This window comes from Clostridium sp. RTP31139st1_H3_RTP31139_211217, assembly GCF_040227035.1.
Classification (GTDB): Bacteria; Bacillota; Clostridia; order Clostridiales; family Clostridiaceae; genus Clostridium; species Clostridium saudiense.
Genome location: NZ_JBCOAB010000013.1, coordinates 20,330 through 34,980, shown reverse-complemented (window position 1 = coordinate 34,980; position 14,651 = coordinate 20,330). Strand labels below are relative to the sequence as shown.

The 14,651-nt window shown below is 26.6% G+C and carries 11 protein-coding genes; 4 read left to right on the top strand and 7 right to left on the bottom strand.

Going from position 1 to position 14,651, the window contains the following annotated elements:
* Positions 1–126: 126 nt before the first annotated feature.
* The 5 genes from ABUA17_RS07710 to ABUA17_RS07690 all read right to left on the bottom strand — a co-directional run bounded on the left by ABUA17_RS07710 (position 127) and on the right by ABUA17_RS07690 (position 6,246).
* Positions 127–1,209, bottom strand: coding sequence for an ABC transporter ATP-binding protein (locus ABUA17_RS07710; protein WP_042395104.1), 1,083 nt, complete (start codon positions 1,207–1,209; stop codon positions 127–129).
* 17 nt (positions 1,210–1,226) lie between these two features.
* Complete coding sequence (locus tag ABUA17_RS07705; protein WP_242858811.1) at positions 1,227–2,126, bottom strand: sugar ABC transporter permease; 900 nt, start codon at positions 2,124–2,126, stop codon at positions 1,227–1,229.
* 2 nt (positions 2,127–2,128) lie between these two features.
* Entirely contained in the window at positions 2,129–4,216 is a 2,088-nt protein-coding gene (locus tag ABUA17_RS07700) for an ABC transporter permease subunit (protein WP_349817948.1), read from the bottom strand.
* A 40-nt stretch (positions 4,217–4,256) separates the two neighbouring features.
* Positions 4,257–4,718, bottom strand: a complete 462-nt coding sequence (locus ABUA17_RS07695) for a hypothetical protein (RefSeq protein ID WP_042395110.1) — start codon at positions 4,716–4,718, stop codon at positions 4,257–4,259.
* A 208-nt stretch (positions 4,719–4,926) separates the two neighbouring features.
* A complete protein-coding gene (locus ABUA17_RS07690; RefSeq protein ID WP_195951097.1) occupies positions 4,927–6,246 on the bottom strand; it encodes a sugar ABC transporter substrate-binding protein in 1,320 nt (439 codons plus the stop codon).
* A gap of 595 nt (positions 6,247–6,841) precedes the next feature.
* On the opposite strand from ABUA17_RS07690, the gene ABUA17_RS07685 reads away from it, so the two are divergent.
* Both ABUA17_RS07685 and ABUA17_RS07680 read left to right on the top strand, forming a co-directional pair.
* Entirely contained in the window at positions 6,842–8,068 is a 1,227-nt protein-coding gene (locus ABUA17_RS07685; RefSeq protein ID WP_042395116.1) for a helix-turn-helix transcriptional regulator, read from the top strand.
* A 129-nt stretch (positions 8,069–8,197) separates the two neighbouring features.
* Positions 8,198–8,629 carry a hypothetical protein gene (locus ABUA17_RS07680; protein ID WP_195951096.1) on the top strand — a complete coding sequence of 144 codons (432 nt, stop codon included), beginning with the start codon at positions 8,198–8,200 and terminating at the stop codon, positions 8,627–8,629.
* A gap of 75 nt (positions 8,630–8,704) precedes the next feature.
* Here the strand turns inward: ABUA17_RS07680 and ABUA17_RS07675 are convergent, their stop codons facing one another.
* Positions 8,705–9,985 carry an HAD hydrolase family protein gene (locus ABUA17_RS07675; protein WP_195951095.1) on the bottom strand — a complete coding sequence of 427 codons (1,281 nt, stop codon included), beginning with the start codon at positions 9,983–9,985 and terminating at the stop codon, positions 8,705–8,707.
* 109 nt (positions 9,986–10,094) lie between these two features.
* On the opposite strand from ABUA17_RS07675, the gene ABUA17_RS07670 reads away from it, so the two are divergent.
* Positions 10,095–11,312, top strand: coding sequence for a glycosyltransferase family 2 protein (locus ABUA17_RS07670; RefSeq protein ID WP_195951094.1), 1,218 nt, complete (start codon positions 10,095–10,097; stop codon positions 11,310–11,312).
* A 199-nt stretch (positions 11,313–11,511) separates the two neighbouring features.
* Here the strand turns inward: ABUA17_RS07670 and ABUA17_RS07665 are convergent, their stop codons facing one another.
* The gene (locus ABUA17_RS07665) at positions 11,512–12,468 is read right to left on the bottom strand and encodes a glycosyltransferase (RefSeq protein ID WP_055291980.1); all 957 of its coding nucleotides are present in this window, start codon (positions 12,466–12,468) and stop codon (positions 11,512–11,514) included.
* A 222-nt stretch (positions 12,469–12,690) separates the two neighbouring features.
* Between ABUA17_RS07665 and ABUA17_RS07660 the strand changes: the two genes are divergently transcribed.
* Entirely contained in the window at positions 12,691–14,571 is a 1,881-nt protein-coding gene (locus tag ABUA17_RS07660; protein WP_195951093.1) for a glycosyltransferase, read from the top strand.
* Positions 14,572–14,651 lie beyond the last annotated feature (80 nt).

Below are 14,651 nucleotides of genomic sequence, written 5' to 3'. Positions count from 1 at the left end.
TTTTTATATTTAAATAAGTACTCTATGTTTTCTATAAAAAAATAAATTAATAAAAAAAGTTGGAACTATCGGGTTTAGTTCCAACTTTAGAATATTATGGTTTTATTATAGTTTTACTATTTATTATTAGTTAATTCTTAATTGAGTTTCAGCATCGAAGAAATGTAATGCGCTTAAATCAAATCCAAATTTATGCTTTTCTCCAGTTTCATATTGATGATATCCAGGTACTGTTATTACAAGATCCTTACCGCTATTTAATTTAACATAAAGAGTTTTTTCTTTACCTAAAACTTCAATAACATCTACTGTACACTCAAATGTATCTTTATCAGCATCTCCAACAAATCTTTCAGAACGAATTCCTAAGTATACATCCTTGCCTTCATAATTTGATAAAGCTTTTAAATCAGATTCAGAAGGATTGATAGATATTAATCCATCTTCAGAAACAAATTTCTTTCCTTCCATTTTACCTTTTATCATATTAATTGTAGGTGATCCAATGAATCTAGCAACAAACATATTTTGTGGCTTTTCATAGAATTCATATGGTTTACCAACTTGTTGAATCTTTCCATCATTCATAAGAACGATCTTTGTAGCCATAGTCATAGCTTCTACTTGGTCATGTGTTACATAAATAGATGTTGTTCCAAGCGCTTTGTGAATTCTAACTAATTCAACTCTCATATGCTCTCTTAACTTAGCATCTAAGTTAGAAAGAGGTTCATCCATTAAGAAAACACTTGGTTTTCTTACAATTGCTCTTCCTAATGCAACTCTTTGTCTTTGTCCTCCAGATATATCTGATGGCTTAGAATATAAATACTTTTCAATTTGAAGTAATTTTGCAGCTTCATTAACACGCTCATTAATAATGTTCTTTCTTTCTTTTCTCATTGATAATGAAAATGCCATATTATCATATACAGTCATATGTGGGTATAGAGCATAGCTTTGGAAAACCATAGCTATATCTCTATCTTTTGATGCAAGTTTGTTAACTCTCTTCTCACCAAATATTAAGTCTCCTTCTGTTATAGAGTTAAGACCTGCAATCATACGTAATAATGTGGTTTTACCACATCCTGATGGTCCTAAAATTACACAGAAATCCTTATCTTCTATTTCTAAATTTATATGTCTTAAAGTAAAATCTTCTCTACTTTCATATTTCTTTCCAATATTATTTAATGTTACCTTCATATCTACTATCTCCTATCCTATCCTTTTGTAGCCCCATTTGAAAGACCTGATACTAATTGTTTTTGTAGTACAACGAATAATATTACTATCGGTATTGCAGTTAAAAGTGCTCCGGCTGTGAACGCTGGTTGGTTTATAGTACGTTCATCTGTTATAAGTGTTTGTAAACCTGCTGCTAACGTATAATCAGATGATGAATTTAATAATACTTTTGGTAATAAGTAATCACCAAATGGTCCTATGAATGACCATAAACCTATTATTGCAAGCATTGGTCTTGCAATTGGCATTATAATAAGTCTGTATATTTTCATACTAGAACATCCATCTATCTTAGCTGCATCATCTAGTTCTGTAGATATTGAATCTAAATATCCCTTTAGAATTATAGTATTACCAGCTATACCTCCACCAGCATATATTAATATAAGCATCATTTGTCTTGTAAGACCTGGCATTATATCTGATGCAATAGAATACATTGTAAAATAAGCTGTAATTCCTGCAAATGTTGGTATTGTTTGAATAAGCATAACTGTCATAAGAGATGCTTTTTTACCTTTAAATCTGTATCTTGAATAAGCATATCCAGTAAATGATACTATTAATATTACTAATATTGCTGTAGTAATACTTACAAATAAGGTATTAGCCATCCATTTTAAATAAAGTGTATCTTCAAATAATGTTTTAAAGTGCTTTAATGAGAAACTAAATTCTCCACCAATTATAAGTCTATTTACTTGTGCTCCATTGAATGATGATATTACAATTTGTGCTATTGGTACTATTACCATTATTGCCCACAATATTAAAAATGCATATGATACACCAAGTGCAATTTTTCCTCCAACAGTAAGAGGTTGCTTATCAGAAAGATATAAATCATTTTTTTTCTTTTTAAATATACTCATCATCCCTACCCCCTCTTAAATGCGTCTGTGTTTTTATATCCTATATATGCAATTATTATTAATGCTATTGAAATAATAACAGTAATTGTTGCTCCAACAGCTTGATATTGGCTATTCATTGTTAACTTGTATATATAAGATATTAAAAGGTCTGATGAACCTGCTAAGTTTCCATATTTACTTGGATCAAATGGTCCTCCATTATTAAATAAAGCTATAATACTGAAGTTATTAAAGTTAAATGTATATTGTCCAACTAAAAGTGGCGCTGTTTGGAATAAAACTAGCGGTACAGTTATTTTAGTTAATTTTTTAAAGCTTGTTGCTCCATCAATATCAGCAGCTTCATATAACTCAGCATTTATAGATTGTAAAACCCCTGTAGATAATAAGAAAATATATGCACTACCAAGCCAAGCTTGAATACAAATTAATGTAAGTCTTATAGTGAATGTATCATTCTTTATTGAGAAGTTTGGTCCAAAAACATTTCTCAATGAGTTAACTACAGTTCCACCATCAGCAAATAAAATACTAAAGAATAGTATAGAAATAAATGCAGGTACTGCCCATGGTAAAAGATATATTGATCTAAATAATACTTTTCCTTTAATTCTGTCATTATTAAGAACTATTGCTAAAATAAATCCTAAAGCAATTGCTAAAGTTGTAGCTCCAATAGTCCAAATTACTGTCCATCCTAATATTCTCCAGAATATAGCACCAACCATACCTTGACCTAAGAAAATCATTTTATAGTTCTCTAATGCTTCCCATCCAAACTTAGCTTGGGTATCTGGTCCCATTCCTGTGAATGATAAAAGAATTGTAGTAACAACTGGAATACATACTATAAATATAGTAATTATAGCTGCTGGTGATAAAACTAAATATGGGAATCCATCTTCAAATAAAGTTTGTTTAGTTTCAATCCAGCTTCTAAATCTTGTTCCTTTAATTGTATCTTTTTCAACTGTATTGGCATCCTTAAAACATATATACATTAAGAAAATACCAATTAATACTAAGAATATTGCAAGTATACATTCAATCATGAAAATGATTGATCTATCAAGTCTACCTCCATCAGCAGCCAAAGTTATAAGACCTGCAATACCGTCTCCTTTATAGTTTCCATATCCCAAAGCATATGGAATAGCTATAGCATATATATATATTGTTGCAAAGAACATTATAATCGCTTTTACATATTGTTTATTCACTACTTGAGCAAGCCCAGGAATTAAAAAAGTAATCCAAGATACCCAAGGTAATGTTTTTTCAGTTTCAACTGGATAAACTCTTCTTAAATCTGCAACATTAATGTTAACAGTATTTATTTTTTGCTTAACAGTTTTTGAAAGCTCATACTTTTTATTTTTAATAATTTCCTCATTATATGTTTTTTCAGATTCAAATGATTTAACTAATAGAGCTTCTTTATATTTTCTCTTTAATTCTTTTATTGTATTTTCTTTAGCCTGTCCAGAAATTAAACCTTCCTTACACTTTGATTTAACTTCACTAATTCTATCATGTAATTTCTTATTTTCATTTTCTTTGAATTTTTTAAATTCAGCTTCAAATTTTTCATTGTCATTTGAACTTATTTTTGTTAACTTATTTTGAGCTTCTTTCAACTCTTTTGTTGCTTCTCTAGCAAATTCAATTACTGGTGGTATTTGAGCAATTTCTATCTTAGATTGCTCATATATTAATTCCGCATCATAAGTAAGTTTAGTATACTTTTTATAGAAATTAACAAACTCTTTAGCCTTAAATAATCTTAATTCTAATTTTTGTACTTTTGAAGGTAATGTTGTATCAACCTTTGATTTATAATCTGACACCTTTTTATTAACTTCTTCTAAAAAATCTTTTTCCTTTTTCTTATATTCATCCAATTGTTTATTATACGGATGATCTTTTTTATTTTTTACTAATTCATTTAATTTCTTTTCTAAATTTTCTTTTTCTTTACCAGTTGCAGCCTCAATTTTTTCCTGTAAAACTGAAACTTCATATAGGTATAAATTTTTTCTATCATACTCTCGATTAATATTATCATATAAATGCTTATTGAATTTTTTCAACCCTTTTACCTCCTTTTATACCTTCTGAATAACTTCATAATTAAATACTTCTAACATTTCTAATACACTTCCCTAAGTAAATCATTGCAAAAATTAAAGCTAAATAACCAATTGCACTTCCGATAAAGAATATTGAATAAAATTGCTCTCCTAAAAATGTTAATGCAAATGCACCTATTATAATTACAACCCATATTGCTACAAATAGCTTAGTAACTCTAAGTTTTGTAAAAGTAAAGTAACTGTGAATAGCTACAGCCATTGGTGTTATTATTCTAATAAAGAATGTTGATATACATACATTTAAATATGTAGAGAATAATTCTTTTGTTGTTTGACTTAGCGCATCTTCTCCTAAATTACTAGTGGATAACCACATATTAAATAAATCTGTATCTTTAGCTTTAATTAACATCTCCATAGATGTCATCATTATAATTGCTGCACATATTGCTACAATTGTATAAAATGTACCTTTGGGCATTTCTATACTTTCTCTCATGTGGATCCTCCTACTAAATAATAAACAAATTTAAGCTAGTAGCATTTTTCTTCTGTTTTAAAGCTTTAACTACTGATTGATTGAAAGGGAAAATAAGTGATTTCTAATCTTTAAGAAACTCCCGAAGGAGTTTCTATTTAAGCTTCAACTAAGAACTACTAACTTAAATTAGTTATCTTAAATACTATTAAATTTATATTTAGCTTTATTAGTTAAAGTTAGACATCATACCATCAAATGAAGCTTTAACTTCTTTATATGCTTCTTCTGCATTTGCAGGGTTCTTAGCTGACCATGATAATAAAGAGTTTTGCCATGTTTCCCAAACTTGTCCATATTCACTGAATAGAGGTCTGTTTTCAGCTACTTCATAACTCTCATAAGTTGCTTCTATAACTTTTAATTGTAATTCATCAATTCCTTCATAATCTGCAATTGTAGCATTTTCTAATACTTTACCAGTAGCATCAAATAATTCTTTAGCGTTATCTGGATTAACTATTTCTTTTATAAATGCTTGTGCAACTTCCATTTTAGCTTCATCATCTTCACATCTTGCATTTATTCCAAGACCCCATCCACCTTTCCAGTGTTTTAATGATTGTCCATTGAATGTGATTTGACTTAATGGAATGATTTCCATATTTTCAGCGCTTCCTACTAATTCACTAACTGAAGATGTTGCCCAAGGTCCATCGATCTTAATAATATCGCTTCCACCAGTTTTGAATTGTTCTTCTATATATCCACTAGCTGCATCTTTATCCCATAAAGATGTATTATTTTCTTTGTGACCTTTCCAGTAGTTATATAATCCTTCAAATAATTTTTGTTGTTCTTCAGTTAAATCTGCCCATTCTTTAGTTGCATCACTTGTTAATTCTTTTGATAATAATTCAAAATCAGCTGAATTAGTAAATGCAACTCCATACCAAGCATCGTGAACTGTAGTTAAAATTTGATTATATTCTAACTCTGTGAATTCTATATTTTGAGTTGTATCGATGTTTGCAGCTTTTGCATTTTCTACATTAACATAACCAATTAATGTTTCTATGTTATAAGGGAACGCTAAGTATTCACCATCAATATTGAAGTTTCCACCTAATCCATTATCAAAATCAGCAAATCCACCAACTTCTTCTGCCATTTCATCAGCAGGCATTGCAGCTAAAACTTGGTTTTTAGCTAGACCATATAATCTATCTGCAGGTAAAGCAAATACGTCTGCAACATCAGAGTTTGTTGCATCTGTTTGATCTAATACATCTAAGTGATCAAATGATCCTGTTTCAATTAATTCAATTGTTGCATTTGGATACTTTTCTACTATAGTATCTCTAACTTTTTCATAGTAAGGCATCCAGTCTTTTTCAGCTTGTACCTTTAAAGTAACTTTTTCATCACTATTTGATGTAGCTGTATTATTTTGTTCTCCTTTATTGCTATCCCCGCTATTACTTGATCCACAAGCTACAAAATTTAATGAAGTAGCTGCAACAAGTAATGTTACTAATAATTTTTTCATAATAATTCTCCTCCACTTTTCCAAAAATCAATTTATTTAAAGTTAATATAACTTAAATACATATTTATACTTAGGTAATTTCAGAAACGATTCCAACTCTTTGAAAATGTTTTCATTGATAATATAAAGATACATCTATTAGCTTGTCTACCCTATAAGCTACTATCAATATAAGTATTATTAGAATCTAAAACAATCTTTTAGGTATCGTTTCCAATGAAATTGAAAATTAAATCCCTCAACGGGAATTGTTAATATTTTTCATTTTTAAATATTATTTCTTTGTTTATGTTTACATAATATCTAATTCCTAAATAATCGTCAACAATTAAAAAAAAATATGTTATGTTAAATTTCATATTATTTATATATATTTAAGCACCTTTTTTTTACAATAATTTCACACATTGCTCTATTTCTACCTGTTTAAGCCATTTCTAAGCTATTAGAAGTAATTATAAAGTAGTAATTATTTATTAATACCTTTGCAAATAATACCATAATTATAGTAAACTATAGTAAACTCAAATAAAAATACATTATATTATTGATTACTATAAAAATTAATTTTAACTATGGTTGAAAGGATTAATAAATGATTGATAAATATGTAAATAGTAAAAAAATAATTGGATCTATAATTAAATTAAATCGAATAAATAAAAACATTAGTCAAAAGCAATTATCAAAAGGAATTTGTGTTCCCTCATATTTAAGTCGAATAGAAAATGGTGAATTATTACCAAGTGAAGACGTAATTTCAGTTATTTTTGATAGGCTCGGTTTAAAATTTTATGATTCTGATGAATTTTTACTAAAAGGAAAAAAATACTTAAATGATTTTTTTACTAACCTAAATTATAATGAATTTGATTATACTAACAAATTATTTGATAATCTAGAAAAAGATGAAGATAAATATATAGCTTCGCCTTTGATACTTGATTACTTTTTAGCAAAATTAGCTAGGTACTCATCCACTCCAAACAGAGATAAGTTTGAGTATTCTAAAAATATGATTTTATCATCTTTTGATTTGCTAACTGCCAAACAAAAGTATATATATAATTTCTATGCAGGAATTGATATATTAATACTTTCTAATAATAAAATCCACGGTAAACAACTTATTCAAGAAGCTTTATCGCTTAAAGAAACTGGCCATTGTTATTTTTGGTTATCATATGCATATAGAATTGAAAATAATCCTATTAAGGCTTACGACTCAATCAATAAAGCTTTAGATTTATATGTTGCGGAAGGTAATATTATAAGCATTATGTCATCATATGAAAAGATTGCAGAGGTTTATTTTATGCTAGATAATTATAGTGATGCTATTAACTATCTAGAAATTTCTTTAAATATGGCTAAAAAATTTAAAAACATTTACTTTCTTGAACATCTTAACTCAATTCTTGCTTGGGCTTATTATCGCTTAAATGACTTCAATAAAGCTCTTGAATATTTATCTTACAATAAAGGCTTAATTGATCATAGATTGATAATTCCTGATAGCGTCATTGAGTCTTTAATTTATTTTTCATTAGAAAATAAAGAATTATTAAATAAAGCTATACTTAATTTAAATAATCCAAAAACTATTCAACATATTGGTGAGCACAATTCTAAATTAATTTATGATTTATTTAAATTATTTATTGAAGATAATAATTACAATAAAAATCCATTGTGGGGAAATTTATTAAGTGAGATAAATACTAATATAACAAAACTAGTTGAGTTGAAAAAGGTATTTAACGAGTTACTAAAAAACTATTATATTATTAATAGACGTTACAAAGATGCTTTATTCTTGTAATAATGTGAAAAAGGAGGACAAACCTCCTTTTTCTTTTTTATAAAGTTGTATTGTACAAAACAACTTTATAAATCATATATTGATATAATATGATATCTTCATAAAAACTGCCCTATGGAGGATATTAAATTGAAAGATAAAAGAAATGAAAATAGAAATGAGGAATTAGATGAATATTTTAAACAATTAGATATTAAATTTGCAACACTCGAAAAATTTGGATCTTCATTATTAGTAATTGGATATTTTTTATTCATTCATGGAGCTAACATAGATATTTTAGATAGTTTGGATATGAATAATACTGGGGAAACAGCTTCCTCTGTTACCTTACTGGGTGCTGAATTAATACTAGTTGGATATGCACTACTCTTCATTGTTGCTTCTGACAGATTAGAAGAAAAGAAACTGCAAAATGATTTATTATCACAAAATACTAATTTAACCCCTCATGAAAACTTATATTATGCTTACTTTTTTTCAATTATAATTAACATGCTTAGAGTACATGCCTTATCTGAAATTGATAAAGCCAATAAATCAGGTGAAACTTTTGTATAAACTGTTAAAAAGGATGTATAAATAACTCTGATTTAATTTAATCAAATTTATACACCCTTTATAAAAATAACTTTTTTATTGTTTCTCCCAAAAATAAGGTTCATATATCTTCTTTAAATTTTTAACCATCTCATTTGAATCATTTTTACCTATTATTACTCCTGTTGATTCTTGAGTAGTTTCAAATCTAATTATTTTATCAACATTAATCATCTTCCTTATTTCATCTATCATATTTTCTTTATTGGCTTTTTTATTATATATTTTTATATATGAATATCCCTTAAAATCTTCCGATGGATACTTTAAAACCTTAAATCCATTTACATATCCTTTTAATTCTAATTCTTTATGTATTTCATCTATCTTTTCACTTTTATCTATGGTCATTAAATAAGCAGCACCATACCTTTCTGGTAGCTCTTCTTTTATATAATTACGATATGGCGAATATCTCAATTCTTTATATATAGTCTCCTCTGCTTCATTTTTGAAATCTCCATAATATATTAATACTGAATCCTCTACTACTACGTTAACAAAGCAGTGCAACCCTCTATCATTAAATAAATTAATCAACTCTTTGCTTTCTAAATAACTCATTTTATATAGTTTCAAACATCTATTATTCTTTATATCAAATAGCATAGCTCCATCCATAGCTACAACTGGTAATTTTATTCTTATATCTTTTAACGCCTCCAATAAGGCTGCTGGTGTTCTCATTGTTACTATTGTAAACTCTGCTCCATCATCAAGCATTTTATTTAACTCAACCTTACTATATGGTGTTAAGGTTGATTGCATATTTAATAATACCTTGTCTAACTCAGATACAAATAAAACATTTTTATTTTTCTTTCGTGGAATTCTTGCTGTATTTATTATTAATGCTAAAATTATCCCTATCATTGTATCTAAGATTCTGTTTATAACAAATAAATATGGATTAGTATCAGTAAGATGATTTACTACTATGCTCAAATATACAACACATGAAAAATATGAAGCATTTTTTTTATTAATAATAACCGTTGTATATATTACTGGTATTATTAGTATTGATATTAAAATATATCTTATTAACTCATTGTCTAATGGCAATAAATAAAATTCTACTAATATCATTATTAGTCCAAAAAACGCGCCTATAAATGTTCCTATTGTTCTTTGAATAGCATTAGCTTTTGCATTACTTGTATATGGCTGCATACACCATAATACCGATAACGCGGTGTAAAAAGGAGCCCCTTGTCTTCCCCTAATTAAATAAATAATAAATCCTAACAGTACTCCAATTGATGATTTAATAATACGCATTCCTATAGGTGGAAGTGCTGTTAACTTTGTCTTCATTATTTCCCTCCATCTTTTTTTATTTAAACTATAACATTTACTTTTAGTTTAGACAATAAATGAGCAGTATTTTCATATCATATTTATTATTAATATTTTAGGAGAACTTATGATTGATAATATAAATGATTATCCTGGTACAAGCATTATTATTTTAAGCTATAATAACCTAAACTATACTAAACAATGTATTGAAAGTATTAGGAAATATACCTCTAATGAAAACTATGAAATTATTGTTATTGATAATAATTCAAATGAAGAAACAACAAATTGGCTAAAGCTTCAATATGATATAAAACTTCAATTAAATACTACTAATAATGGATTTCCTGGTGGTTGCAACGATGGAATAAAGTTTGCTAATCCTATGAATGATATTTTACTTTTAAATAATGATATTGTAGTAACTAAAAACTGGCTTACTAATTTAAAAATTGCCTTATATAGTAATGATAATATAGGAGCTGTTAGCCCTGTTACTAACTCTTCTTCCTATTGGCAAAGCATTCCTGTTAACTATAATACACTTGATGAAATGCAAAACTTTGCATCTCAAATTAATATAAGTAATAAAACACGCTGGGAAGAAAGGGTTATGGTTGTTGGATATTGTATGCTTATTAAAAGATCGGTTTTAAATAAAGTTGGATTGCTTGATGAAGATTATTTTCCCGGAAACTTTGAAGATGATGATTATTGTTTCAGAATAATACTCTCTGGATATAAAGTTTTATTATGTCGAGATACTTTTGTTCATCATTATGGAAGTGCTTCATTTAATAAAAATAGTTCATATGCAAATATAATGGAAACTAATAAAGTGAAATTTGAAAGTAAATGGGATATCAATATTACTGATGTACATTTTAATTTATCTTACTTATCATTAGTTCCTGAAAAAGAAAACTTAAAAGTATTAGATGTATATGGAAATTGTGGAGTTAATGGATTAATGCTTAAGTTTTATAGAAAAAATCTTGATTTTTATATTGGAAATTCCTCCAGTGGTTCCTATAAAATAGCATCAAAACTTCATAAAACTTTTAGTTTAGAAGATAATTTAGGAGATGGTTTTGATTACATTTTAATAAATAATGGTGATAAGTTCTTGACAGATATTAATGCTAAAAATTTAGTTTTAAAAGCTTTAAAAGCTTCTAGGAATCTTGCTTTATTTATTTCTTCAACCTTATATACTGATCCTAATGCAGAAAATGCAAAGAATTTATCTTTATTCCATGATTACATGACCATGAATAACTTCATAATAACTAGGAAATTTTCTCATGGTGATAGTGTAGTTAACTTTTATATGAAGTGCTAATTTTAAATATAATAAAAAAATAATTTAAGGATATAATAAATTCCTAGTTTAAAAAATTAGATAAATATATAATTTTTCAATATAATGTATTTATTAATCCTTATAAAAATATTAAGGTACTTTTCAATATATTTAATAACATTGATATACACTATAGAGGAACCTTTCTCTTCATTACTCTATAGTGTATATCCTATTACTAAAGTCTTGTTAAAATATCTGTCCAAGTTTCCACTACTGATTTTTCTTGCTGTTCTTTTGAATAATTAGCCAAAATAAATTCTCTTGCCTTTTTAACTTTACTCAAATATTCTTCATTTCTATTTTCTATTAATTCAATAACTTCTTCAACTTTTTTACATATATCTATAACGTCTCCCTGCTCAACCCTATAAGAAAACTCCTCTTTAAAATATTCCTTTGCTCCCTGGCCATGATAACCAATTACAACGCACCCCATAGCCATTGCTTCTGCTGCTGATAATCCAAACCCTTCTTCATCAGATAAACTTATATAAATTTTACTTTTTTCTAATCTTTGTAATACATTTTGGTGTGTTTCGTTTTTAATTATATCAAAGGTATACCCCTTTAAATTATCTCTTATTTTTAAAATATTTATTATTTGTATAAAATCTTGTATATTATTTTTTTCAATAATGCTAATCACCTTATTTTTAGATTCATAATTAGGATTAATACCATAATACTCTATACAATTTATAATTCTATTAATTATTCTATCTTTAAATGTATATTCTAAGTATTCTTTATTATCTTGTGAAATTGATATTATACCAATAATTTCATCACTTAAATATGGACTTTTCTCATTATAATTAGCACCAAATCTACTAAATGTAAGATATGCCCCTTGATTAAAAATCACCTTTTTAACTCCTGGAACTATATTTAATATATTTGGGCCATATATCTCTGGTATTACTAAAATATCATTCTCAAAATTTATTAATACATCCTTAAAATAAAGTATTTTAGTATTATTTGCAAACCATGTGCACCTAAAATTATCGACTTCATGTAAAACATATGCATTAAAATTATTTTTGTTTAATATATCTACATTTTCATAAATTACATGTATTCCTCCATATGGCGTATTATCACATGGGCATAAAAAAAGTATACGATTCATAGCTATCTCCTATATTTATTCTATATTATTTTATAACCATACTATTTAATAATTAACCCTAATGTTACACACCGCACTTTTAACCATTAATTAGATTTTTGAATATATTATAAAAAGCTATATATAAAAAAACTTATTATATCTCTAATTTATTAATTTAAAATAATATGATTAATATAATATTTTTTCTATATTTAATTACCAAATTTCAGGAGGTTAACTATGTTAAATTTTACATTCTATTGGCCTAATTTAGATAGTTCTGCTTTAACTAAAGACATTTGTCTTATTCCTTTTATTTTAAGAAAATATTTCAAATATAATTCTAAAATTATTACCTTTGAAAAAAATGATTTTTCTGATGCTAAAAAATATCTAGACAATCTACCAATTGAAATAGTTTCTAGCGATGAAGAAGTTAATGATTATTTAATAAATACTGATGTATTAATGCTTGTGGGATATTATAATTTTAATATTTCAATAATAAAGAAGTATAAAAAACTAAATCCTAATGGATTGGTATATTTAAAAACGGATTTCAATCCATATTGGTTATCTACAATTAATGTTGATGAAAATTTGAAAAACAATTTATCATTAATTGATATTTTTACTGTAGAATCCTATCATTTATTAAATATTATAAATAGTACTTGGCCCTATAAGGCTAGCTATTTAACTCAAGGTTATTATGATTTTACTGGAAATAATAATATAGTGAAATATGAAGATAAAAAAAATACTATACTCACTGTTGGAAGATTAGGTGACTATTCTAAAGCTACTGAAATATTGATACAAGCCTTTATTTCTATAACTGATAAAATTCCAGATTGGAAATTACAATTAGTAGGACCTTGCGAAGATTGGTTAATAAATTATACTGAAAATTTATTAGCAACATGCCCCCAAGCGCGAGATCGAATAGAATTTGTTGGCCCTATCTCTGATAAATATGAATTAAAAAAACTATATGAAAATGCTAAAGTCTTTTGTTTACCATCACGATTTGAAGGATTTCCAAATGTTTTTCCTGAGGCTGCCTCTAACGGCTGTTATATAGTTTCTAGTAATGTTCATTGCTTTAATGATATAACAAACTTTGGCCTATTCGGAAGTAATTTTCAAATTGATAATATTGAAAATTTATCAAATGTATTAGTTAAAGTTTGTAATGATGAAAATAGACTAAAAAGTGTTTGCTACGGAATACAGGAATATAGTAATATTCATTTTAACTGGATTAAACAATGCAAAAAATTAGATTCTCTTATAAAATCAAAACTCAATGCCAATACTACAAAAAAAACAGATGTAAAATTAGTAAGTATATTACTGCTTTCCTATAATAGACTTCAATATATAAAACAATGCTTAGATTCTATTTTAAATCAATCTTACCCTAATATTGAAATAATAATATCTGATGATCATTCAGATAATTTTTCTAAAACTGATTTAGAAAATTATATTAATCAAAATAATACCGGTAATATATCTAACTATGTAATTCATTATAACGAAAAAAATTTAAAAACAGTAAAAAATATAAATAATGCAATTAAATTGAGTCATGGAGATTATCTAGTATATTTATCTGATGATGATTTATTTTATTCAGAAAATACCATAAGTGATATTGTAAAATTCCATGAAAATAACCCTGAATATGGGGTAGCTGTTGGTAGAATAGCTTGTTTTAAAGATGAGGATCCTAATAAGTTCTATTGGACTAGTCCAAATCCACTGCATACTTCTTTTATTAATGGATTGGCAATTGATTGTTTTAAATCAATTCTTAGATTTAGAGGCTCTTTCTTCCCTGCTCCAGGTCTTTCCTATAAACGTTCAACCATAGATACTTATGGATTATATGATGAAAGTTATGTTTTACTCGAAGATTTACCTAGATTTTTACAGCTTACTAGAAATGGCTGTAGAATAGGATTTATAGATTCTATTTTAGTTAGGTATAGATATTGTGGAAATTCAACTAATCCGGAAGGCAATAGTAATACAACTAATACTATATTGCAAGATGATATGAATTTAACTTTATCAAAAGAAATGGATCCATATATGTTTCTATTAAACGATTAAATTTTTAATATATGTATTAAATAGAAAAACTATAGAGTATTTTAACTAAATTTTTTTTACTCTATAGCTTTTTATTTTGA

Bases quoted from the DNA above. Each gene is read 5' to 3' on its own strand.
- ABUA17_RS07690 (WP_195951097.1), bottom strand. From the start codon at position 6,246: ATGAAAAAATTATTAGTAACATTACTTGTTGCAGCTACTTCATTAAAT.
- ABUA17_RS07665 (WP_055291980.1), bottom strand. From the start codon at position 12,468: ATGAATCGTATACTTTTTTTATGCCCATGTGATAATACGCCATATGGA.
- ABUA17_RS07705 (WP_242858811.1), bottom strand. From the start codon at position 2,126: ATGATGAGTATATTTAAAAAGAAAAAAAATGATTTATATCTTTCTGAT.
- ABUA17_RS07695 (WP_042395110.1), bottom strand. From the start codon at position 4,718: ATGAGAGAAAGTATAGAAATGCCCAAAGGTACATTTTATACAATTGTA.
- ABUA17_RS07675 (WP_195951095.1), bottom strand. From the start codon at position 9,985: ATGAAGACAAAGTTAACAGCACTTCCACCTATAGGAATGCGTATTATT.
- ABUA17_RS07710 (WP_042395104.1), bottom strand. From the start codon at position 1,209: ATGAAGGTAACATTAAATAATATTGGAAAGAAATATGAAAGTAGAGAA.
- ABUA17_RS07660 (WP_195951093.1), top strand. From the start codon at position 12,691: ATGTTAAATTTTACATTCTATTGGCCTAATTTAGATAGTTCTGCTTTA.
- ABUA17_RS07670 (WP_195951094.1), top strand. From the start codon at position 10,095: ATGATTGATAATATAAATGATTATCCTGGTACAAGCATTATTATTTTA.
- ABUA17_RS07685 (WP_042395116.1), top strand. From the start codon at position 6,842: ATGATTGATAAATATGTAAATAGTAAAAAAATAATTGGATCTATAATT.